The following is a 20,411-nucleotide window of genomic DNA, read 5'->3' on the forward strand; positions in this document are numbered from 1 at the left end:
TCGACGAGAAGCATTTTGCGCTGCTCCCCTTGTGGAACTCCATCAGGCCGAAGGGCGCGTGGAATTTGCGAGGAGAATCGCCAGGTTCGACGCAGCGCTCGGCCCTGAATTCGGCGACGCTTTCGGTCCCCATGTCGGCCCTACCCGGTATGCCACGGTGCGCGCCAGCAAGCGAGCCGTGATCGAGAGTGACACCGTGCCAATCTGGAACGAGTTCGTCTCCAGGGTCGAACTGTCGCTTCCGGTGAAACCTTCGTCGTTGCCGGGGTTCACGAAAGAAACGGTGATCACCCCTCGCTTCGAGGGAGCCAAAGAACTTCTGATCGGGGTTCTTGACGATGGCTGTCCGTTCGCCGCCGCGCAATTTCTCACGACCTCGACGAGTGGGCACCCCGGTACACGAGTGCGAGGCATCTGGGATCAGAACAAAAACAAGAAACCGGTCACGATCGGCGGCAGCGATTTCGGAAGGGAACCGCCGGACTTCCTCTTCGGCGTCGAATACCTGCGCGATCTGCCCGCAACTGCGCCCGCCCAGATCGGCATCAACGAATGGATCAACATGCATTCGACGCCATCGCACGTCATCGACGAGGATGGCTGTTACGCGGACGCCGGTTTTGCCACCCTTGCACGCCGGGTGTCTCATGGCGCACACGTGATGGACGTGTTAGCGGGACGGACCCCAACATCTTCACGTGTCGGTCCACCGAGTGAGCGGCGCGATCCTCCGAGCTGGAAACCGGGCGTCGATCGCGCTTCCTCTGCGGACGTAGTATTCGTGCAGTTCTCGGACGAATGCATTCGTGATGCAACCGGAGTTTGGCTCAAGGACTATGCCGTCCAGGGTATCCAATACATGCTGTCATTTGCCAAACCGGGCGTGACCAAGAAAGTGATTGTCAATCTCAGCTATGGACCAACCACAGGACCGCACGACGGCACAGCGCTGCTGGAAGAAGCATTGAACGCGCTGATCACGCAGTTCGACGGCACTCAGGGAAAACCCAGGCTTGAAATTGTTTTGCCGGCTGGAAACACCTATTTCAGCGAGGGCCACGTTGGCTTCACCAGGCGTACTGCTGCCGACCCCGACTCCGTCGAATGGATCTGGCGCCTTCCTCCTGATAATTCGGTGCTCTGCTTTGCGGAGGTATGGATGGAGACCGCAGCCGTCGGGCCCGCGACAACAGTCACCCTTACGCCGCCCAGCGGATCTCCTGCCTATGTACCGCCCCCAGCACCGCCGTCGCCTCCGCCGCTGGGGACCGTCCTTCCGCCTGCCGGCGTGGACCTCCCAGTCGTCCGGGGTGGCAACACGATGTGGCGGCTTCAGGTCGAACCGACCATTGTCCCGCCCAACCCCACGGCCAACATCGAAACCGCCCAGCATGGCGACTGGAAAATCAAGATCACCGGGATTGGCGTCAACGCGCACGTCCATGCCTATGTGGCGCGCAGTGATCCCAACATGGGCGTGCGCACGCGCGCCAAGCTTTCATATTTTGTCGACCAGCAGTGGGAGCAGCATCATTCGGCCGACGCTAGTTGCAAATATGCCGCCGGAGAATTCGACAAGACCAAGTCGCTGATCGATCGATTTGGCAGCATCAATGGAATTGCCACCGGCCGCCGCGCCAGAATTCACGTCGCCGGCGGCTTCGTTATCGCAAACCAGCGCAAGTCGCCCTACTCGTCCGCCGGCCCTGCGCGCAACCCCCCGCCCCCGCCGGTCCGCGTTGGTCCGGACGTCGTGCTACCTTGCGATGAATCCTATGCGCTTGGGGGCATTCGCGGCGGAGGTAACAGGAGCGGGGCCGTATTCCGGCTCACGGGCACCAGCGCCGCTGCTCCGCAACTGGCGCGGCACGTTGCGGATCCCCCGATCCCGCCAGCGCGCTACCCCCCGACTACGCTAAAGGAGAAACGCAAACGGGGCCGCGGCAATGTAGACCCGCCATAGCGGGCTCGCTTGGCGCCACGCGCGACTATCATCTCCGCTTCCACCGCTCCGCATTCACCGCACCAACCGGCACCTCGCCCGCTACAATCGCCTCCACCTGCCGCACCGTTTCCAGCGACTGGCTCTCGATCGCCGGCGGCGTCAGGCCGCCGATATGCGGGGTTGCGATGACGTTCGGCAGGCTTGCAAGCTCAGGCGACGGCATCTGGTCCGGCGCGCGGCCGACATCCATCGCAGCACCGGCGATGCGGTTCTCGCGGAGCGCCGCTGCCAACGCCGCCTCGTCGACGAGATTGCCGCGCGACAGATTGATGAAGAAGGCGTGCGGCTGCATGCGCGCCAGCGCCGCCTGCCCGATCAGGTTTTCGGTTTGCTCGTTGGCGACCGCCAGGCAGACGACATAGTCAGACCGCGCCAGCAGTTCGTCGAGCGGCATATGCCGGATCGCGGCATCGCTGACGGTCGCAAAGGGATCGGCGACCATGATCTCCATGCCCAACACCTTGGCGATATCAGCCAGGTAGCGGCCGATGCTGCCATAACCGATGATGCCGAGGCGGCTGCCGGCCAGTTGCCGGCCCATGACGACCTCCGGCTTGCGGCCGGCATGGTAGTCGGCCGTCGCACGTGAAACCCCGCGCGACAGATCGACCATGAAGCCGAGCGCGAGTTCGGCAACCGAGTGAATGAAACCAGGTCCAGCCCGCGTGACCAGAACGCCGGCGGCCGAAGCGGCTTCGACGTCGACGTTGCGGATGTCGACCGCACAGCGAACGAAGGCGCGCAGCTTCGGCAGCTCCAAAAATATCTCGCCCGGCCCCGCGGTGAGCCGGTCGGCCACGATGATGTCGACATCGCGGGCGGCCTCGATCAGGCCGGCCGCGTCGAGCGCGTCGCTTGCTTCATGCAGTTTCACCTGCGCGACGGCCTGCAGCCCGGCAAGACTACGGTCGCCGTAGTACTGGGCGCGCGACTGCGGCGTATGGGTCAACAGCACTTTCAACGCGGAACGGCTTCCCTATCGATCGCTAAGCGAATGCAGCGTCAAGGCCGGCACATCTATGGCCAACCCGCCCCCGCAAGGCAAGGCGGCAAAGTCGCGTCGGCCTACTTGGTCCGCGCCACCGTCGTTCCGTCCCAATCTTCGCCGGCCGGATTTTCGAGCTGCTGCCTGCAGCGCTCAATCATCGTCACTGAGGCTGCATCGTGCTCGCGGATTTCCAGCACCTTCTCGAACGCGCCGATCGCAGCCGAGAAATCCCGCGCACGCCAGGCGGCAAGGCCGGCCTCGTACGAAGCCACCCAGGCGGGTGCGCCGACTTCGTCGGCCAGGCCGAGCAATTCATAGATCTGCAAGCCGCCCGCGCGGCCATAGACCGCGAGACGATCGAGTTCGCGAACCACGATGCTCTTCCCGGCGAGCCTTCGCGTTTCGGGGCCGATGATGATCGTGGAGCCGTACACCTTGTTGGTGCTCTCCAGCCGGCTCGCAATATTCACGGCATCCCCGATCACGGTGTAGTTCAGCCGCACCTCCGATCCGATATTGCCGACCAGCATGTCGCCGGAATTGATGCCGATGCGGATCCTGACCGGCTGGCCGTGGTCGTCGACGAGGCCTGCCTCTTCCACCGCGCGCCGGCACGCCAAGGCCGCCCGGCAGCAATCAACGGCATGATCGGGATTGGGCGACGGCGCACCCCAGAACGCCATCACGGCGTCGCCGATGAATTTGTCGATAGTGCCGTTCTGGTTTTGAATCTGCGCCGAGACGCAATCGAAATAGCGCGACAGCAGCGGGATGATGCGGTCGCCGAGCCGCTCGGATATGCCGGTGAAGCCGGCCAGATCGATGAACATTACGCTCATCGGCCGCACCGCGCCGCCGAGCCGCGCGCCGTTGCCGTCGCTGATCAGCCGCTTGACCAGGTCGGCCGGAATGTATTTTCCGAAAGCGGCAAGCCCCTGCGCCATGTCGCCGATCGCGCCCGACAGGTTTCCGATCTCGGCCAGCCGCGACGGATGCCGCTGCACCTTATCGAGGTCGAAACGCTCGACATGCCTGATCTCGTTCACCACCTTGATCAGGGGAGCTGCGATCAGGCGCTGGGCGAGCCACGCCGACAATAGCCCGGCAAATACGATCAGGACCGCAAGGCCGATCAGCAGGTTTCGGATCGTCATCTGGACCGGTCCGAGAAATTCCGATTCCGGCACCACCGTCACCAGCGACCAACCCGGAAACGATATCGGCGTGATCACGGCCTGATAGGCCTTGCCGTCCCGCGTCACCGTCGTGTTGAACGGCTGCCCCTCGCCGGGTTCATAGGCGCTACCGGCGTTTCGGATCGCATCAACCGCAACCGGAAACAGCGAGTGATCGGTCTTCAGCGCCACCAGTTCGCTGGCATCAGGATCGGGCGAGGCCACCACCTTGCCGTCCCGCTCGAGAATGAAGGCGCCCGCGGATTTGCCGACCGTGAGCTGCGACAGAAAATTCGAGACGCGGGTCAGCTCGATGATGATCGCAACGACGCCGGCCGGTTTCTGATCGATCTCGATGGGGGCAGAAAAGGCCGCCGCCAGCCGCTCCCCGCGCGGATGCGTCGTCAGCGTCGACCAGTGTTCGTCGTTGGTCTCTTTGGCAACCCGAAACCATTCCTGCTCGGTCATGGAATAGTCGGTGTCTTCGAACCAGCTCGCCTTGAGCCGAAGATCGTTACCGACGAATTCGTAGCGATTGATGCGCAAATTGCGGTCGGGCGTGATTTCGAGCATTTCGATGACGTTGTCGCCGAGCTTGTGCCCGGCAAAGAACGAGCCGTCCGGCCATCCAAATGCCACCCAGGAGATCGTCGGTTGCGACAGTAACTGCGAGCGGAAAACGATCTCGCGTTTTCTGGCGTCGCGCGGGTCGAACACTTTTTCGGCCAGCAGCGTTCGCACCGCCATCATGGAGGAGCGCGCCTCTGAGGTGACGGACTGCAGTTCGTCGCTGACCGCGGATACGATCTGGTCGTTGATGGTGTTGGCGAGCGTCTGGCTGACCTGATGGGCGGTACGCCACCACAAAAGATGCACGCCAACGGCACTGATGACGATCGACGTCAGCACGAGGGCGGAAATGGCGGTGCGGATGCCGAGGCGCATGCGGGGTCTCGTTGACGGTCTGATTACCGCAGTACGGGACCATACCAGCGTCTGTTTCGCCAGCGAGGCAATTTCGGCGCCCCGGACACAGCTCTGTGACCGCAGGAGAGCCGTAATGCCGACGAAAGTTGTCGATTGCCTGTTCCGTACCAGCCAAGACGGCGCTATGCCTTGCGGCAATTCTCGAAGGTCATGCAATGCACGATGTTTCCATCCCGGCGGCCCTGATTGCCGGTCTCGTCAGCTTCCTGTCTCCCTGCGTGCTGCCGCTGGTGCCGCCCTACCTGATCTATCTCACCGGCGCGACCATCGAGCATGTGGCCAATGATGGACCAACGCAGGCCTCCAAGCGCGCGGTGATGGCATCGGCGCTGATGTTCGTGCTCGGCTTTTCCACCGTCTTCGTGGCGCTTGGCGCAAGCGCCTCGCTGATCGGCGGCCTGATCCGCGCCTGGTCGGCGGAGCTCTCGATCCTGGCCGGCATCGTGATCATCATCATGGGCCTGCACTTCCTCGGCCTGACCCGGATCGGACTGTTGATGCGCGAGGGGCGGATGCCGATGCCGAAACCGGTCGGCCTCTGGGGCGCCTATGCCATGGGGCTCGCCTTCGCCTTCGGCTGGACTCCCTGCATCGGCCCCATTCTGGCGGCGATCCTGTCGATTGCGGCCGCCGAGGCCACCGTCACCAAGGGCGCCGGCCTGCTCGCGGTCTATTCGGCTGGGCTCGGAATCCCATTCCTGCTGGCAGCCTTCATGATCGAGCAGTTCTCCTCGCTGTTTGCGCGGATGAAGCGACACCTCGGCAAGGTCGAGCAAGCCATGGGCATCCTGATGGTGATCACCGGCATCGGCTTCCTGACCGGCTCCGTGACCAGCATCAGCATCTGGCTGCTGGAGACTTTCCCCGCCCTGCAAAATTTCGGCTAAGCCCCGGTAACAGGCGGGTCGGCGCCATCGAATTTCCTGTCAGGACCAGAGTGCCGCCACCGCGGCCCGCGACGCGGCCGCAGGTCGCGGCGTCACGAAATCTCAAGGGGGGGTCGCATGTATTCCATCCTCAATCTGCTCGTCCTGCTGCCCGCGCAGATCGCCTCGCATTTTTCCTGGGCCGGCCCGCTCATCATGCGGCTCATCGTCGGTTACACCTTCATGCTGGCCGGTTGAGGAAGCTCAATCATCTGGCGCAGGTCACCGAAAACTTTGCCGGTTGGGGCATCCCTTTCCCGACAATCCTCACCCCCTTCGTGTCCGGCGTCGAATTCTTCGGCGGCGCCATGCTGATCCTCGGCCTGTTCACGCGAATCCCGGCTGCGATGCTGGCGGTGGTCATGGTCGTCGCCATCAAGTCGGCGAAATGGGGCGATGTCGATTCACTGGAGACGCTGCTCGGTTTTGAGGAAGCTGCCTACTTCGCCGGCTTCATGTGGCTTGCGATTGCCGGTCCCGGCGCGGCGTCACTGGACCGGTTGCTGGTGAATGCCAGCGGCCACCCCAAAGCTTCAACCTGATGCTCACAATCCCGTGACATCGGCTAATGCTTGAGCCCTGATCTTGCCGCCTGCGTAGCTGGAGAAAACGCCACGCTTCCGGGAGCTACCATGAAATTCGTCCGCATTGCCGCCTTCGCACTTGCCGGGCTGGCGGCATCACCGTCGTTTGCTTCGGACGGGCCCAAATGGAGTGGCTGGAGCGACGATCTATTCGCCCGCGCGCAGGCCGAACAGCGTTTCGTCATTCTCGATCTCGAGGCGGTGTGGTGCCACTGGTGCCACGTCATGGAGAAGACGACCTACGCCAATCCCGAGGTCAGGGAATTGCTCGCCGCGAAATATCTGCCGGTGCGGGTCGATCAGGACGCCAACCCCGATCTGTCGAGCCGCTATGGCGACTGGGGTTGGCCGGCGACCATCGTGTTCGGCCCCGACGGCACCGAGATCGCCAAGATCAGGGGCCATATCGAGCCCGAGCGGATGCAGGCGCTGCTCAAGGCGATCATCGACGATCCCTCGCCCGGACCGTCAGTCGGCGAAGCCTTTGAGGTGAAGCCATCGACCTCCGCCTTCCTCGACAAGGAACAGCGCGCTGCGCTGATGAAGAATGTCGACGAATCCTATGAGGCAAAGCTCGGCGGCTGGGGCGAGAACCAGAAATACATCGACGCCGACAGCATGGACCTTGCGATCACCCGCGCCGAGTCCGGCGACGCCACCGCGGCCAAGCGCGCCCGACAAACGCTTGATGCCGCCATCGCGCTAATCGATCCGGTCTGGGGCGGCGTGTACCAATATTCCGAAGCGGGCTCCTGGACTCTTCCGCATTTCGAAAAGATCATGTCGTTTCAGGCGCAATATCTCCGGCAATACAGCCAGGCCTATGCGCTGTGGAAGGATCCGAAATATCTTGCTGCCACACGCAACATCGAACGCTATCTCGCGGAGTTTCTTAGGAGTACCGAGGGCGCGTTCTATGTCAGCCAGGATGCCGATCTCGATCACGACACCGATGGGCACACATACTACGCGCTGTCGGACGGCGAGCGGCGCAAGCTCGGCATGCCGCGCATCGACAAGAACCTGTATGCGCGCGAAAACGGCTGGGCGATCTCGGGGCTTTCGGCCTACTATAACGTCATCAACGATCCGAAGGTGCTGGCGATCGCAGAACGCGCGGCGAAATGGGTGATCGACAACCGCGCGCTCCCCGATGGCGGCGGCTTCCGTCAAGGCGAGAAGGATCGCGGCGGGCCATTCATCGGCGACACGCTGGCGATGGGCCAGGCCTTCCTCGATCTCTATGCGGCCATGGGAAACCGCGACTGGCTCACCAGAGGCGCCAAGGCCGGCGAATTCGTCGCGACCTTCCACGATGAGATCGGCGGCTTCGTGACCTCGAAGACGGCGGAAGGCAAAACCGGTGTGCTCGCCAAGCCCGCCAAGCTGATCGACGATCAGGTGCAGGTCGTCAGATTCATGAACCTGCTCAACCGCTACTTCGGCAACGAGGCCTATCGCGAAGAGGCCGCGCATGCGATGCGCTATCTCGCCAGCGCCTCGGCCGGGATGATGCGTCCCCTGCCCGGCGTTCTGCTCGCCGACGAAGAACTCGCGATCGAGCCTACCCACCTGACAATCGTCGGACACAAGGACGACGCCCGCGCGAAAAACCTGCATGCGCTGGCTCGCGCGCTGCCGGCCCGCTACAAGCGACTGGAGTGGCTCGATCTGCGCGAGGGCAAGCTGCCCAACCCCGACGTCGAATATCCCGATCTCGGCGAACCCGCGGCGTTCACCTGCAGCAATCGCATCTGCTCGTTTCCGTCCTTCAACGCCGAGGAGCTGCGGGCCACCGTCGCGCAGATAGCGAAGCTGAAGCCTGTGCGGGGTAGCTGGATCGAATTTCGTTGTGCAACGCAAACGACCGCCGATGCTTGCGCTAATCCGTTGAAGCGCCGCGCTTTCTGCGCGGCGCGCGCTTGCGGAGATCACTGCTGCACGCAAATGAAATACTCTCACGCCGCCGGGGTTAGACATGGACGGGAAGTCCAACCGCAAAAAAGAAAATTTTCTTTTGAAACTCTGTAACCAAATCGCCCCATCCCCCGTAGCTGGCTTCGGATGAGCACTCAAATCACGGAGACCTGACGTCCTCCGGCAAGCCACCGCGATCTGATTGCCATCCGTCCCTCCCCTGCGTCAGCGGGGTCTGTGATCGAACGATCAACAGATCTCACGGCGTCACTTTTTGTCTTCAAACAATCATCGAGGAGATCGTCATGAAGTTGAATTCCAAATCCGGCGCGACGCTCGCCGCTGCCGCCGCCACCCTGTTCCTCGCCGGCTCGGTGGTGTCGACGGTATCGACGTCTGCGAACGCCGCCGCGGGCAAGTGCATGGCCGGTAATGCCTGTAAGGGCCAGAGCGCCTGCAAGGGCGCGGCCAACGCCTGCAAGGGCCAGAACGCCTGCAAGGGTCAAGGCTTCTCGGCGACCTCCGAGAAGGCTTGCGCCGCCATGGGCGCCAAGTTCGTCAAGGGCTGATCGTTCTGATCAGGTGCAACGAGGGTCCAGCGCTTGCCGGGCCCCGTTGTTTCCGACCCTGCGGCCAAAATAAAGTCGGCCTCGCGTGTAACTAAATCCAGACCCGCCACGTAGCTATCTCCGGGCGCAGTTTGCCGGCCGGAACTGTCGCGGCTTGCGGACGATGCACCCTCACACTTCCTTTGGAGGAAATAAATGAAGATGACTTCGAAGTCCGGCGCCACCCTCGCTGCCGCTGCAGCCACTCTATTCCTGGCCGGCGCCACCGTGTCGACCGTGGCCTATGCCGCCGGCGAAGGTAAGTGCGTCGGCGCCAATGCCTGCAAGGGCCAGAGCGCATGCAAGGGTGCCAGCAATGCCTGCAAGGGCCAGAACGCCTGCAAGGGGCAGGGCTTCTCGGCCATGACCAAGGAAAAGTGCGACGCCGCCAAGGGCAAGTATATGCCGTCTTAAGTCGCGGTCCGATCGAGGCCCGGTGTAGGCCGGGCCTCCCATCCATGCTAGGTTGACGGTGCAGTTTGGGACACGCCGCGTTTGCGGCGCCGTTCGAGCGGAGACAAGATGAACATCGCAAGCCGATTGCCAGATACTTCGGCGGCTGCGCTTGCAGACCGCCCGGTGACATCGGCCAAGCCGCCCTTCCTCGGCTTCGGTCTCGGCTTGCGCCATCAGCACTACGACGAAATCCTGAGCGGCAATCCGCCGATCGACTGGTTCGAAGTGATCAGCGAAAACTACATGCTGCCCGGCGGCCAGCCCTTGCGTACGCTGGACCGGATATGCGAACGCTACCCCGTGGTCATGCATGGCGTGTCGATGTCGATCGCCTCAACCGCCCCGCCGAACTTCGAATATCTGCAGGCTCTGAAGGATCTCGCCCGGCGCGTCGAGCCGAAATGGGTATCGGACCATCTGTGCTGGACCGGCGTGCACGGCAAGAACCTGCATGATTTGCTACCGATTCCCTACACCAGGGAAGCGCTCGATCACGTCGTCAGCCGTGTCCAACTGGTGCAGGATTTTCTCGGCCGCGCCATCGTGCTCGAGAACGTCTCGACCTACGTGCAGTTCAGCAATTCCGAGATGACGGAATGGGAATTCCTCTCCGAATTGTCGCGCCGCTCCGGATGCTGGCTTCTGTTCGACATCAACAATGTCTATGTCAGCGCCTTCAACCACGGCTACGATCCCATGACTTTCCTCAACGGCATTCCGGCGGATCGCGTGGTGCAGTTTCACATGGCCGGCCACAGCCACATGGGCACCCATATCATCGACACCCACGACCACCCGGTGTGCGAGGATGTCTGGGATCTCTATGCCGCGGCGTTGAGGCGTTTTGGCCGGGTCTCGACCATGATCGAGCGCGACGATAACATCCCGCCGCTCGACGAATTGTTGCTTGAGGTTGCCAGGACCCGCGAGATGGCCGAAAAAATCTTGCCGAGGTGCACGCAGGCGGAATGAGCGATTTTGCGCGACAGCAAGCCGAGTTTCAGCGCGGCATCCTTGATGGCGACGATACGGTGCTGGCTGAAATCCTCGACAGCCAGCGCGAGAAGCGCGAAACGCTGTTCGGCGTCTATCGCTATGCCTACGGTTCGCGGCTGGTCGAGGCAATGCGCAACGACCACGAACTGCTGCACCTTTATCTCGGCGACGAAATGTTCGACGAGATGGGCTATGCTTATGTCAAGGCGCGCCCGTCCGCGCATCCGAACCTGCGCTGGTTCTCGCACGGCCTGCCGGAGTTTTTGAAATCGGCGAAGCCCTACTCGGACCATCCCGTACTGTCGGATCTGGCCGCGCTGGAAAAGGCGCTCAACGACGCCTTCGACGCCGCGGAAAGCAAAGTGGTCGAACTGGCCGACATGGCGCGCTTTGCGCCCGAGGCATGGTCGGGCCTGAGGTTTCAGCCGCATCCCAGTGCCTTCAGGCTCGATCTTGCAACCAATGCGGCTGCGATCTGGCTCGCGCTCAAAAACGACGAAACGCCGGCCGACGCGACCGCACTGGAGCAGCCGGCGCATCTTCTGATCTGGCGTCAGGACGTCACGCCGATGTTCCGCGAGCTTGCGGCGGAAGAGGCGATGATGTGGGATGAGGCCGCGAACGGCATTCCGTTCGGCGTGCTCTGCGAAATGCTCGCGACCTATGACGAGCCCGACGGCGCGGCAGGCCGCGGCGCCGGCTATCTGCACGGCTGGATCACGGCGGGACTTTTGACGGATGTCTCCGTCGGCTCATGAAGAGGAGCGCTCGGCGAATGGGAATGGACACCGATCGCCACTTCATCGAGCGCATGCACTGGGACGAAGTCGCGCGGCGCATCGGTGGTGGCGCGGTGGCCATATTGCCAATCGGCGCCGCCGCCAAGCAGCACGGCTTCCACCTCCCGCTCAACACCGACCGCATCCAGGCCGAATGGCTCGCGGCCAGGATGGCGGAAAAGATCGACGCGCTAATCTGGCCGACGCTGACGTACGGCCATTATCCCGCCTTCGTCGAATATGCCGGCAGCAGCAGCCTGTCGATTTCGACCTTCGAGGCGCTGGTGCGCGAGATTGCGGGGCAAATTCTCGCCGGCGGAATTCCAAAGCTGCTGGTGCTCAATACGGGGATCAGCACGTTAGCCCCGGTCGATCGCGCACTGGCGCGCCTCGACAGCGAGCGGATCAGGCATCTGTGGATCCACGAGGGTCCGCGCTATCCGCGCGTGGCGAGGCAATTGGCCGAACAGAGCCACGGCAGCCATGCGGATGAACTGGAAACGTCGCTGATGCTGGCGCTGGCACCGCATCTTGTCGACATGACGCGCGCCGAAGCCAGCCCCACCCTGAACCAGGAGACGCCGGGCGCACTGACGCCGTCGGATCCGTACTCGCCAAACTACAGCCGCTCCGGCAGCTATGGCGATCCAACACGGGCGACGTCGGCCAAGGGCGAAGCCTTGCTCGCCGCCATGCTCGGCGATCTCCACGAACAGGCCGCCTCGTTCATCGCGCAACGCCCAGGTGAGGAGCGGTCGGCCACGGTCCAAACCGTGCTAAGATGAAGGTCGCCAGCGCCTTTCGCTGGACCGCGGCCGCCGCTATCATCACCGCGATGCTGGCAAGCGCCGTTTCGTTCCGCGCCGATGCGCAATCGGAATATATGCGCGACCGGATGCCCTACGACGCTTTCGACCGGCTGCCCAAAACCGATATTGAAGTGCCCGGCGGCATCATCCATGTCGCGCTCGCGCCGGGCGACTTCATGCTGTCCAGGGAAAAACTGCTCGACTGGATCAGGATGTCGGCTCGGGCCGTGACGACCTATTACGGGCGATTTCCCGTCAACTCGCTCCGACTGCTCTTGGTGCCCGTCGATGGTGGGCGCATTCGCGGCGGTACGACGTGGGGCTATCGCGGCGCCGCCATTCGCATTCCGCTCGGCCGCGACTCCACGGAAGATATTTTGCGGCGCGACTGGGTGATGGTGCACGAGATGGTGCATACCGCCCTGCCCGACATGCCCGACCGCTACGCGTGGCTGTCGGAGGGGCTGGCCGTTTACATCGAGCCGGTCGCGCGGGTGCAGGCCGGAGACCTCAGCGCGCGGGAAATCTGGCAGGCGATGATGCGCGACATGCCGAAGGGGCTGCCGCAGGCCGGCGACCAGGGCCTCGACAACACCGGCACCTGGGGGCGGAAATATTGGGGCGGCGCGATGTTCTGCCTGCTCGCCGATATCGAAATCCGCAAAGCCTCCGATAATCGCCTCGGCCTGCAGGACGCGATGCGCGGCGTGCTCGCCGCCGGCGGCAATCATGAGCAGGGCTGGCCGATCGAGCGCATCCTTGCAACCGCCGATAAAGCCGTCGGCGTCGACGTGCTGACCCGGCTTCACAACGAGATGGGGTCGAAGCCGGTGACGCCCGATCTCGCGTCGCTGTGGCGCGACCTCGGATTGAAGCGGGTTGGCGAAGATCTTGAGTTCGACGACACCGCGCCGCTCGCGACGATCCGCAAGGCGATCACCGCGCCGCCCGTACGCTAAAGCATGAGATAAGCGTGACCGGATGATCCGGCAGTAACCTCCGCCGGACCATCCTGAGCGAGCATCAGAAGTGATAACTGGCGCCCACGCGCACGAAGTGCATAAAGCGACGCCGTTGCTGCGCAGATGCCGAAATGACGCGATGGGCACAGATTCTGACATTCCTGGCGCTGCTACTTTTTCGACGCGGCCGTTGGTGCCGGCAGCAAGGCGAGCGCCGCGACCAGTCCCGCCGCTGATGCCATTGCCGCTGCTGAGAACAGCCAGATGTAGCTGATCGCCGATCCCTGGTTATGAAGCACCGCGCCGAGAACTGCGATGCCGACCGCGAAGCCGGCTTGGCGCATGACGACTGTCACGGCAGATGCCAAGCCAGCAAGATCCGCCGGCACAAGCGACACGGCCGCGCCGGACAGTTGCGGGTGAGCCAAAGCGACACCGACCCCAATCGCGATGATCCCGCAGAACGTCGGGATCAGCGGCGGCGCTGAACCATCCGAGAGCAGCGCGATCACAATGGTGGCATTGCCGGCTGCCAAAATCGCGAGCGCCAGGGCGAAGTGGAGCCGCCATCCCAGACGATCGACAAGCCGGCCGCCCAATGGCGGCAGGAACAGCATCGGCAGCGTAGCCGTCAGCAGCGCGATGCCGGCCACTTCCAAGGGCCAGCCGAAAGCGGCAGCAAAGAAGAGTGGCAAGTAGACGAGGATCGCCCAGTAGCCGATCGATACGGCGCACAGGAGGATCGCAATTCCGATCATGGCCCGTTGAACGAATATGCCGGGATCGAGGATCGGGTCGGCGCGGCTTCGCTGCTGTATGCCGAATACAGCCAGAAACACCGCACTCAGCGCGAGACCCGCCACCAAATGTGACGTCGACGTGCGACCATGCAACAGCGCCTCGACAAGCGCAGTAAGCGCGGAGGTAAACAGTACGGCGCCCAGGATGTCGAGCGGCCGGGGCACCGCCTCGCGTGCTTCCGCGACCAACCGCGGTACGCCCCACGCGACCAAAGCGCAGGCTGGCAGGTTGATGAGGAAAATCCAGCGCCAGCCGATCCACGATGAGACAAGTCCGCCAACCGTCGGGCCAAATGCCATGGCAACGCCGGACATGACACCAAGCAAGGCAAACGCGTCTGTGCGCGCCCTTGCCTGCACATAGACACTGGCGATCAGCGCGAAGCCGCCAGTCACGATGAATGCGGCCCCGATCCCCTGCAGTGCACGAGCAACCAATAGCGTCGGTCCGTCCCATGCCATCCCGCACGCCAAAGACGCGAGTGCAAAGATGCCATTGCCGACTAGCATCGCCCGCCGTCGCCCATACCGATCCGCCAACGCTCCCGCAAACAACAAGCAGGCTGTGAAGGCCAAACTGTAGGCATCCATGACCCACGCATACCCAGCAACGTCGAACCCGAGTTCACGCGCGACCGCCGGCAACGCGATGGCTACCGCCGTCACATCAAAATTGGCGAGGAAGGGCGCCATCCCCAGGAGCAAGGCCGGCATCATGGATTGTACAGGCCGACCGGAGTCGCTGTCTGCGATATTTATCGGCTGTGTCATCGTGCGGCTACTCGTGTCTTGGATTGCCGCTTTTTGCCAACGCCAATTGTTCACATCGCCATGAATATCCTTCATAGTGCCGGCATGCGTGCTCTTCCCCCTTTTGATGGCCTGATTGCGTTCGACGCGGCGCTGCGCCATCGCAGCATGACGCTCGCGGCCGGTGAGCTGGGACTCACACAGAGCGCGATCAGCCATCGACTGAAGAAACTTGAGGGCTTTGTGGGCGCGCGGTTGCTTGATCGTACAAGGGACGGTCTGTTGCCGACCGCTGCCGGCGTTACTTTGGCCGAGGGACTCGGGCGGATGCTTGACGAGATGGCAGAGCTACGTGCCCGCTCGCGTGCGTCGGTGCGGCCTCCAACACTCAAGATCGGACTCGGCTCTGCCCTTGCGAACTGCTGGCTGGTGCGGCGTCTGACCGCGTTTGCGTCCGCATATCCCGATATTGCGATCGAACTCTGCATCATCGAAAGCGATGTTCAAGCGCGCGCCCTCGATCTCGACGTGCAGATCCGATGGATTCCCAAAGCTGGCGCGCGCGCCACGTCGACGCAGCGCTTGCTGTTCGACGAGATGGTTTTCCCGGTTGCGATCCCGTCTCTGCTGCCGCGTGGGCGGCCATTGCGGGAGCCGCACGTGCTCGGCACTTTACCAATACTGCACAAGGGCCTCGCCGGCCGGAACGACGGCGCGGAATGGTCGTGGCCGGTATGGTTCGAACGGCTGGGCCTCACGGCTCCCGTTCAGGCCGGGCTTCGCTTCGATAATCTCGGTACGGCAATCACTGCCGCTTTGCAGGGTAGCGGTGTCGTTCTAGCCAGGTCTTTGCTTGTTCATGATGCCCTCGCGGAAAAGCGGCTTTGCCGCGTCGTGTCGTCAGACTGGGATATGACGTCCAGCAAGGCGCACGTCATCCGCTGGCCTGCCGCCCTGGCGAATGACAGGCGTGTCGCACTGTTTGTTGACTGGGTTGTCAAGGAAGCGGCAAGAACATCCTTTCGATGAAGGTGCGTCGCCGCTGACGTCCGCTCCGTGTTAGCGAGTCCGCACTACCCCACCGGCACGATCTTGCCGGGATTGAAAATGTTCTGCGGATCGAGCGCCTGCTTCAGCGCGCGCATGGCGTCGATCGCCTCGGGGCCGAGCTCGGCCTTGAGGTATTTCTGCTTGCCCTGACCGATGCCGTGCTCGCCGGTGCATGTGCCGCCCATCGACTGCGCGCGTTCGACCAGGCGATGCATGAACTCCTCGCCGCGCGCCATTTCTTCCTTGTTGTCGACGTCGCAAACCAGCGAGCAGTGAAAGTTGCCGTCGCCGACATGGCCGACGATCGGCGACAGCAGGTTGAGCCGTTTCAGATCGTCTTCGGTCTCGGTGACGCAATCGGCCAGCCGTGAAATCGGCACGCAGACGTCGGTCGCCACCACGCCCGCGCCGGGCCGCAGCGCCTTGACCGACCAATAGGCGTCATGCCGCGCCTGCCAAAGTTTTGTGCGGTCCTCGGGCTTGGTGGTCCAGGTGAAATCCCCGCCGCCGCATTCCTTGGCGATTTCGCCGAAATTCCTGGACTGCTCGGCGACCTCGACCTCGCTGCCGTGGAATTCCAATAGCAGCAGCGGCGTCTCCGGCAGGGTCAGCTTGGAATAGGCGTTGCAGGCGCGCACCTGCTCGGCGTTGAGCAGCTCGATCCGCGCCAGCGGAATGCCCGTCTGGATGGCCAGGATGGTAGCCTGGCAGGCGCCGCGCACGGTCTCGAACGAACATGCCGCGGCCGCGATCGTCTCGGGGATGCCGCGCAGCCTGATGGTGAGTTCGGAGATGATGCCAAGCGTACCCTCGGCGCCGACGAACAGATGCGTCAGGTCGTAGCCGGCCGCGGATTTCTTCGCCCGCGTGCCGGTCGTGATGATCTCGCCGTCGCCGCGCACCACTTTCAGCGCCAGCACGTTTTCGCGCATCGTGCCGTAGCGCACGGCGTTGGTGCCGGAGGCCCGCGTCGCGGTCATGCCGCCGAGCGAAGCATCGGCGCCGGGATCGATCGGGAAGAACAATCCCTGGTCGCGCAGGTGTTCGTTCAGCGCCTTGCGGGTGACGCCGGGCTGGATCACGCAGTCCAGATCCTCGGCATGAACTTCGAGAATCCGGTTCATGTCTCGCAGATCGACGCAGATGCCGCCCGCCGGCGCATTGACCTGACCCTCCAGCGAGGTGCCGGTTCCAAAGGCGATCACGGGCACGCGGTGCTTGGCGCAGATCCGCACCACGTCCTGGATGTCGGCGGTTTCCTGCGCCATCACCACCGCGTCGGGCGGCTGGGTCGGCAACCAGGTGGTGGTATGGGCATGCTGTTCGCGCACCGCCTGCGAGGTGATCAGCCGGTTGCCGAACCGCGCCGCCAGCGCCTCGACCGCGCTTGCCAGCGCCTGCGACTCCGGCCGCTTCACATCGTTCGATATCGTCATCGTCACGCTAATTCCTCCCGGCTTTCAGAGGACCGTGGCAAAGGATATATGGGGGGTCAAGAGACCCGAAAAAACAAAGGGATGGATGATGACGACCAGTGCAGCCGACGAGGATAATTTGACGGATATGCCGCTGCCTTCAGTCCCGTTCCGTTCCTCGGTAATGCAGATCGAGCCGCAATGGATCGACTATAACGGCCACCTCAATATGGCCTACTACAACGTGATGATGGATCGCGCGATCGACCAGATGTGGCTGCAGCTCGGGATCGGACCCACCTACATGAAGGAGCGCCACGGCTCCACCTTCACCGCCGAAGCCCATGTTCGCTATTTGCGCGAGATCCATCTCGGCGATCCCGTCCAGATTTCCGTATATCTGTTGGCTGCGGACGAAAAACGCCTGCATACGTTCGAGGAACTGCGGCACGCGACCGAAGGCTGGCTTTCCGCCACCTCGGAAAACATGACGCTCCATATGGATATGAAGGCGCGGAAAGTGGCCCCGTTCCCGCCGGACATCCGCGCCCGCATCCAGGCGGTGGTCGGCGCACACGCCGCAGTCCCCCGGCCCGTGGGTATCGGCCGCAAGGTCGCCATGCCTTCGAAATGATGTCTTCGAAATAGCGCCGCGTTCAGGCCGGCAGCCCAGCCTCCTGCAGCGCGCCGACGACCAGATCGCACTGGCTTGGCGGCAGCGGCGGCATGCCGCGCTGGACTTCCGTTACCGTGAGATCGGGGTAATGCTGTCGCAGCGCGCCGAGGCTGCGGCGGGCCTGTGGCACCTGTCCGGCGAGCACATAGGCCGGGCACATGGTTCGGTGCACCCAGCTTGCGGAGGGATGTTCGATCAGCGCGCGCTCCTGCCAGTTCGCTGCCTCGGCATAGCGGCCAGCATTGAAATGAGCACAGCCGATCCCGACCATGCTGTTGAAGGCAAGCGGATCGTGCGGCGCCAGATCGAGCGCAATCTTCAAACGCTCGATCGCGGATTCCGGTTCGCCCTTATAGACGTCGATCCATCCGCTGCGGCTCCACGCCCAGACCGATCCACCGTCGACAGCGAGTGCCTTGCGAATGACCTGGTCCGCAGTATCGAGCTCCCCGAGCAACGTCAGCCCATTGCCGAGCACGGCAAGCACGGTGGCGTCGCCGCAAAGGGCCTGAGCCCGACGCGCCAGTTCGAGACTTCGGGACCTCTCTTCCACTGGCGCGGATGTGAAATGATAGACCGCACGCTGAACATACGCCCAGGCCGCCAGCGCAGTGGCGAGCGGATGGGTGGGGTCTTGGTCCATCGCGCGCTCCAGTAATTCAAGCGCGCGGGCATTGCCGTCGGCATCGAGAGCGACAACGCCCGGCATCGCACGCAGCGCGAGATCGTGCGCGCTGAGGCCGGCCGCCGGCTTGTGCCGCGCGCGATCGATCTCGGCAAGGCGCAAACCTGACTGAAGCATCGCGGCGATCCTGATCGCGAGATGTTCCCCGGTTGAGGTTTCGTCGCGCAAGATATTGTCAGTACGGTGCGCCCAAATCTGACAACCGGTTTCGCTGTCGATCAGACGGAAGATCAGGCGCGCCTGTGCGCCCGATCCCCGGATCGTGCCGGTCAGATGGTAGCGTGCGGTCCTCGACTGGCTTGCCACCGAAATCCCTGCGCGGCTCAGAGCAACGAGAAGGTCATCGGCGATGTCGGCTGCGATCTCCTTATACTCCGCAGCCGTTTCGATCGGCCCAAACGCCAGCATGGGCCGGTCTCGCCGCGATACGAATAGCGAAGCATCGCGCCGAGCGCGTCGGTGAGCACCTCCTGCCGCTTCAGCGTCTGCGACGGCGTTTCGCCATAGCGGCGGCGATACTCGATTGAAAACCGCCCGAAATGCGGAAAGCCGGAGCGCAGCGCCACGTCCATGATCTTGATATCAGGCGTACCCTGCAACAGCTCGCGACGGGCGCATTCGAGCCCGATCTCGCGGAGCACGGCACGCGGGGTCTTGCCGACAAAGCTAAGGAACTGCCGCTGCAGGGTTCTGCCGGATACACCGCCGATCGCGGCAAGCTCCGTCAACCGCCAACTATGACCGAGATTGGCTCGCATCGCGTCAAGCGCACGCCTGACGCCGCGCGGCAGCGCCGATGTCGCCGATGAAACGTTCTGGCCAGCAATCATCCGCAACTCCGAAGGCCCCTGGTGGTGTGTCCCGGGAATAGCGGAAAGGTTCACGTTCCGGATAGGCGTGTCGCGAACTGGATAGGCATCCGGCGGGCCCGGGGACTAAGCCGGCAGCACGCTGAAATCGCCAAATTCACCCGCTCAAAGGAGTAGAACATGGCTACATCCGCTGCCGCCCAAACCCTGCAGCCCGGCCAGATCGATCTTTCCGCCCTGAAAACCAAGCAACACGGCGCTTGGTCGTCCGGCGACTACGCCGTCGTCGGCACCACGCTGCAGATCGTCGGCGAAGAGCTGTGCGAGGCGCTCGACCTCCGGGCCGGCCAGAAGGTGCTCGACGTCGCTGCCGGAAACGGCAATGCGACGCTTGCCGCGGCGCGCCGCTGGTGCGACGTCGTTTCGACCGATTATGTGCCGAGCCTGCTCGACCGCGGCCGGTCGCGTGCCTCAGCCGAAGGCCTATCAGTCGAGTTCAAGGAAGCGGACGCGGAAGCGCTGGACTTCGCCGATGCGACCTTCGACGCGGTGCTGTCTACCTTCGGCGTGATGTTCACGCCGGATCAGGACCGCGGGGCATCTGAACTTTTGCGGGTATGCAAGAGCGGCGGCAAGATCGGTCTCGCCAACTGGACGCCGGAGGGCTTTATCGGGCAATTGTTCAAGACGCTCGGCAAATATTTGCCGCCGCCGGCGGGCGCGAAATCGCCTGCGCTGTGGGGCACCCAGGCGCGCATCACCGAGATGTTTGGAACATCGGCAGCTTCTATCAAGGCCGAGAAGCGTCACTTCACGTTCCGCTACCGCTCGCCGATGCATTTTCTCGACGTGTTCAGGAACTACTACGGCCCGACGCTGAAAGCCTTTGCCGCACTTGATGGAACCAACCAGCGCCGCCTCGCCGACGACATCCTGACGCTGATCGCGTCGATGAACCGCGCCGAGGACGGCACGATGGTGCTGCCGAGCGAATATCTGGAAATCGTCATCGTCAAACGCTGACGCCATCAGTC

General features: G+C 63.2%; 19 protein-coding genes. 13 read left to right on the forward strand and 6 right to left on the reverse strand.

The features are described 5' to 3' along the window. Positions 1–58 precede the first annotated feature (58 nt). The gene (locus KJQ96_RS16985; RefSeq protein WP_213287739.1) at positions 59–1,963 is read left to right on the forward strand and encodes a hypothetical protein; all 1,905 of its coding nucleotides are present in this window, start codon (positions 59–61) and stop codon (positions 1,961–1,963) included. Between the two features lie 28 nt (positions 1,964–1,991). Here KJQ96_RS16985 and KJQ96_RS16990 read toward each other — a convergent pair whose 3' ends face one another. After that, entirely contained in the window at positions 1,992–2,966 is a 975-nt protein-coding gene (locus KJQ96_RS16990) for a hydroxyacid dehydrogenase (RefSeq protein ID WP_213287740.1), read from the reverse strand. 104 nt (positions 2,967–3,070) lie between these two features. Beyond that, a complete protein-coding gene (locus KJQ96_RS16995; RefSeq protein ID WP_213287741.1) occupies positions 3,071–5,113 on the reverse strand; it encodes an adenylate/guanylate cyclase domain-containing protein in 2,043 nt (680 codons plus the stop codon). A 197-nt stretch (positions 5,114–5,310) separates the two neighbouring features. On the opposite strand from KJQ96_RS16995, the gene KJQ96_RS17000 reads away from it, so the two are divergent. The 9 genes from KJQ96_RS17000 to KJQ96_RS17040 all read left to right on the forward strand — a co-directional run bounded on the left by KJQ96_RS17000 (position 5,311) and on the right by KJQ96_RS17040 (position 13,189). Continuing rightward, positions 5,311–6,042, forward strand: a complete 732-nt coding sequence (locus KJQ96_RS17000; protein ID WP_213287742.1) for a cytochrome c biogenesis CcdA family protein — start codon at positions 5,311–5,313, stop codon at positions 6,040–6,042. Positions 6,043–6,275: 233 nt separating this feature from the next. After that, positions 6,276–6,623 (forward strand): DoxX family protein, encoded by a 348-nt coding sequence (locus KJQ96_RS17005; RefSeq protein ID WP_249734139.1) that lies wholly within the window; start codon positions 6,276–6,278, stop codon positions 6,621–6,623. A gap of 90 nt (positions 6,624–6,713) precedes the next feature. After that, the gene (locus tag KJQ96_RS17010) at positions 6,714–8,696 is read left to right on the forward strand and encodes a DUF255 domain-containing protein (protein WP_213287743.1); all 1,983 of its coding nucleotides are present in this window, start codon (positions 6,714–6,716) and stop codon (positions 8,694–8,696) included. Between the two features lie 191 nt (positions 8,697–8,887). Beyond that, the gene (locus tag KJQ96_RS17015) at positions 8,888–9,151 is read left to right on the forward strand and encodes a hypothetical protein (protein WP_213287744.1); all 264 of its coding nucleotides are present in this window, start codon (positions 8,888–8,890) and stop codon (positions 9,149–9,151) included. A 195-nt stretch (positions 9,152–9,346) separates the two neighbouring features. After that, positions 9,347–9,604, forward strand: a complete 258-nt coding sequence (locus KJQ96_RS17020; protein ID WP_057846977.1) for a hypothetical protein — start codon at positions 9,347–9,349, stop codon at positions 9,602–9,604. Between the two features lie 108 nt (positions 9,605–9,712). Further along, a complete protein-coding gene (locus tag KJQ96_RS17025) occupies positions 9,713–10,618 on the forward strand; it encodes a DUF692 domain-containing protein (protein WP_213287745.1) in 906 nt (301 codons plus the stop codon). Continuing rightward, positions 10,615–11,400, forward strand: a complete 786-nt coding sequence (locus KJQ96_RS17030; RefSeq protein ID WP_213287746.1) for a DNA-binding domain-containing protein — start codon at positions 10,615–10,617, stop codon at positions 11,398–11,400. The genes KJQ96_RS17025 and KJQ96_RS17030 overlap by 4 nt, the downstream gene beginning before the upstream one ends. Positions 11,401–11,423: 23 nt before the next feature. Then, a complete protein-coding gene (locus KJQ96_RS17035; protein WP_213287747.1) occupies positions 11,424–12,206 on the forward strand; it encodes a creatininase family protein in 783 nt (260 codons plus the stop codon). After that, positions 12,203–13,189, forward strand: a complete 987-nt coding sequence (locus tag KJQ96_RS17040) for a hypothetical protein (protein ID WP_249734140.1) — start codon at positions 12,203–12,205, stop codon at positions 13,187–13,189. Before KJQ96_RS17035 ends, KJQ96_RS17040 begins: the two co-directional genes overlap by 4 nt. A gap of 173 nt (positions 13,190–13,362) precedes the next feature. On the opposite strand, the gene KJQ96_RS17045 is transcribed toward KJQ96_RS17040, so the two are convergent. Continuing rightward, entirely contained in the window at positions 13,363–14,838 is a 1,476-nt protein-coding gene (locus KJQ96_RS17045) for an MFS transporter (protein WP_249734142.1), read from the reverse strand. On the opposite strand from KJQ96_RS17045, the gene KJQ96_RS17050 reads away from it, so the two are divergent. Next, positions 14,782–15,771 (forward strand): LysR substrate-binding domain-containing protein, encoded by a 990-nt coding sequence (locus KJQ96_RS17050; RefSeq protein WP_249734144.1) that lies wholly within the window; start codon positions 14,782–14,784, stop codon positions 15,769–15,771. The two genes, KJQ96_RS17045 and KJQ96_RS17050, sit on opposite strands and share 57 nt — an antisense overlap. A 44-nt stretch (positions 15,772–15,815) precedes the next feature. Here the strand turns inward: KJQ96_RS17050 and KJQ96_RS17055 are convergent, their stop codons facing one another. Further along, positions 15,816–17,228, reverse strand: coding sequence for an FAD-linked oxidase C-terminal domain-containing protein (locus KJQ96_RS17055; RefSeq protein WP_249734167.1), 1,413 nt, complete (start codon positions 17,226–17,228; stop codon positions 15,816–15,818). A 127-nt stretch (positions 17,229–17,355) separates the two neighbouring features. Here KJQ96_RS17055 and KJQ96_RS17060 point away from each other — a divergent pair, with 127 nt between their 5' ends. Further along, a complete protein-coding gene (locus tag KJQ96_RS17060) occupies positions 17,356–17,841 on the forward strand; it encodes a thioesterase family protein (RefSeq protein ID WP_213287909.1) in 486 nt (161 codons plus the stop codon). Between the two features lie 22 nt (positions 17,842–17,863). Here KJQ96_RS17060 and KJQ96_RS17065 read toward each other — a convergent pair whose 3' ends face one another. Then, positions 17,864–18,976, reverse strand: a complete 1,113-nt coding sequence (locus KJQ96_RS17065; protein ID WP_213287749.1) for a tetratricopeptide repeat protein — start codon at positions 18,974–18,976, stop codon at positions 17,864–17,866. Then, on the reverse strand, positions 18,892–19,398 hold the full coding sequence (locus tag KJQ96_RS17070; protein ID WP_213287750.1) for a helix-turn-helix transcriptional regulator: 507 nt from the start codon (positions 19,396–19,398) through the stop codon (positions 18,892–18,894). The genes KJQ96_RS17065 and KJQ96_RS17070 overlap by 85 nt, the downstream gene beginning before the upstream one ends. 159 nt (positions 19,399–19,557) lie before the next feature. Here KJQ96_RS17070 and KJQ96_RS17075 point away from each other — a divergent pair, with 159 nt between their 5' ends. Beyond that, the gene (locus tag KJQ96_RS17075; RefSeq protein WP_213287751.1) at positions 19,558–20,400 is read left to right on the forward strand and encodes a class I SAM-dependent methyltransferase; all 843 of its coding nucleotides are present in this window, start codon (positions 19,558–19,560) and stop codon (positions 20,398–20,400) included. Positions 20,401–20,411: the final 11 nt, after the last annotated feature.

Source organism: Bradyrhizobium sp. sGM-13, assembly GCF_018398875.1.
GTDB lineage: Bacteria > Pseudomonadota > Alphaproteobacteria > Rhizobiales > Xanthobacteraceae > Bradyrhizobium.

What these genes read in the sequence shown, in the direction of transcription:
- KJQ96_RS16995 (WP_213287741.1), bottom strand. Translation starts at nt 5,113, where the DNA reads ATGCGCCTCGGCATCCGCACCGCCATTTCCGCCCTCGTGCTGACGTCG.
- KJQ96_RS17000 (WP_213287742.1), top strand. Translation starts at nt 5,311, where the DNA reads ATGCACGATGTTTCCATCCCGGCGGCCCTGATTGCCGGTCTCGTCAGC.
- KJQ96_RS17010 (WP_213287743.1), top strand. Translation starts at nt 6,714, where the DNA reads ATGAAATTCGTCCGCATTGCCGCCTTCGCACTTGCCGGGCTGGCGGCA.
- KJQ96_RS17015 (WP_213287744.1), top strand. Translation starts at nt 8,888, where the DNA reads ATGAAGTTGAATTCCAAATCCGGCGCGACGCTCGCCGCTGCCGCCGCC.
- KJQ96_RS17020 (WP_057846977.1), top strand. Translation starts at nt 9,347, where the DNA reads ATGAAGATGACTTCGAAGTCCGGCGCCACCCTCGCTGCCGCTGCAGCC.
- KJQ96_RS17025 (WP_213287745.1), top strand. Translation starts at nt 9,713, where the DNA reads ATGAACATCGCAAGCCGATTGCCAGATACTTCGGCGGCTGCGCTTGCA.
- KJQ96_RS17030 (WP_213287746.1), top strand. Translation starts at nt 10,615, where the DNA reads ATGAGCGATTTTGCGCGACAGCAAGCCGAGTTTCAGCGCGGCATCCTT.
- KJQ96_RS17035 (WP_213287747.1), top strand. Translation starts at nt 11,424, where the DNA reads ATGGACACCGATCGCCACTTCATCGAGCGCATGCACTGGGACGAAGTC.
- KJQ96_RS17040 (WP_249734140.1), top strand. Translation starts at nt 12,203, where the DNA reads ATGAAGGTCGCCAGCGCCTTTCGCTGGACCGCGGCCGCCGCTATCATC.
- KJQ96_RS17045 (WP_249734142.1), bottom strand. Translation starts at nt 14,838, where the DNA reads ATGAAGGATATTCATGGCGATGTGAACAATTGGCGTTGGCAAAAAGCG.
- KJQ96_RS17055 (WP_249734167.1), bottom strand. Translation starts at nt 17,228, where the DNA reads ATGACGATATCGAACGATGTGAAGCGGCCGGAGTCGCAGGCGCTGGCA.
- KJQ96_RS17060 (WP_213287909.1), top strand. Translation starts at nt 17,356, where the DNA reads ATGCCGCTGCCTTCAGTCCCGTTCCGTTCCTCGGTAATGCAGATCGAG.
- KJQ96_RS17065 (WP_213287749.1), bottom strand. Translation starts at nt 18,976, where the DNA reads ATGCTGGCGTTTGGGCCGATCGAAACGGCTGCGGAGTATAAGGAGATC.
- KJQ96_RS17070 (WP_213287750.1), bottom strand. Translation starts at nt 19,398, where the DNA reads ATGATTGCTGGCCAGAACGTTTCATCGGCGACATCGGCGCTGCCGCGC.
- KJQ96_RS17075 (WP_213287751.1), top strand. Translation starts at nt 19,558, where the DNA reads ATGGCTACATCCGCTGCCGCCCAAACCCTGCAGCCCGGCCAGATCGAT.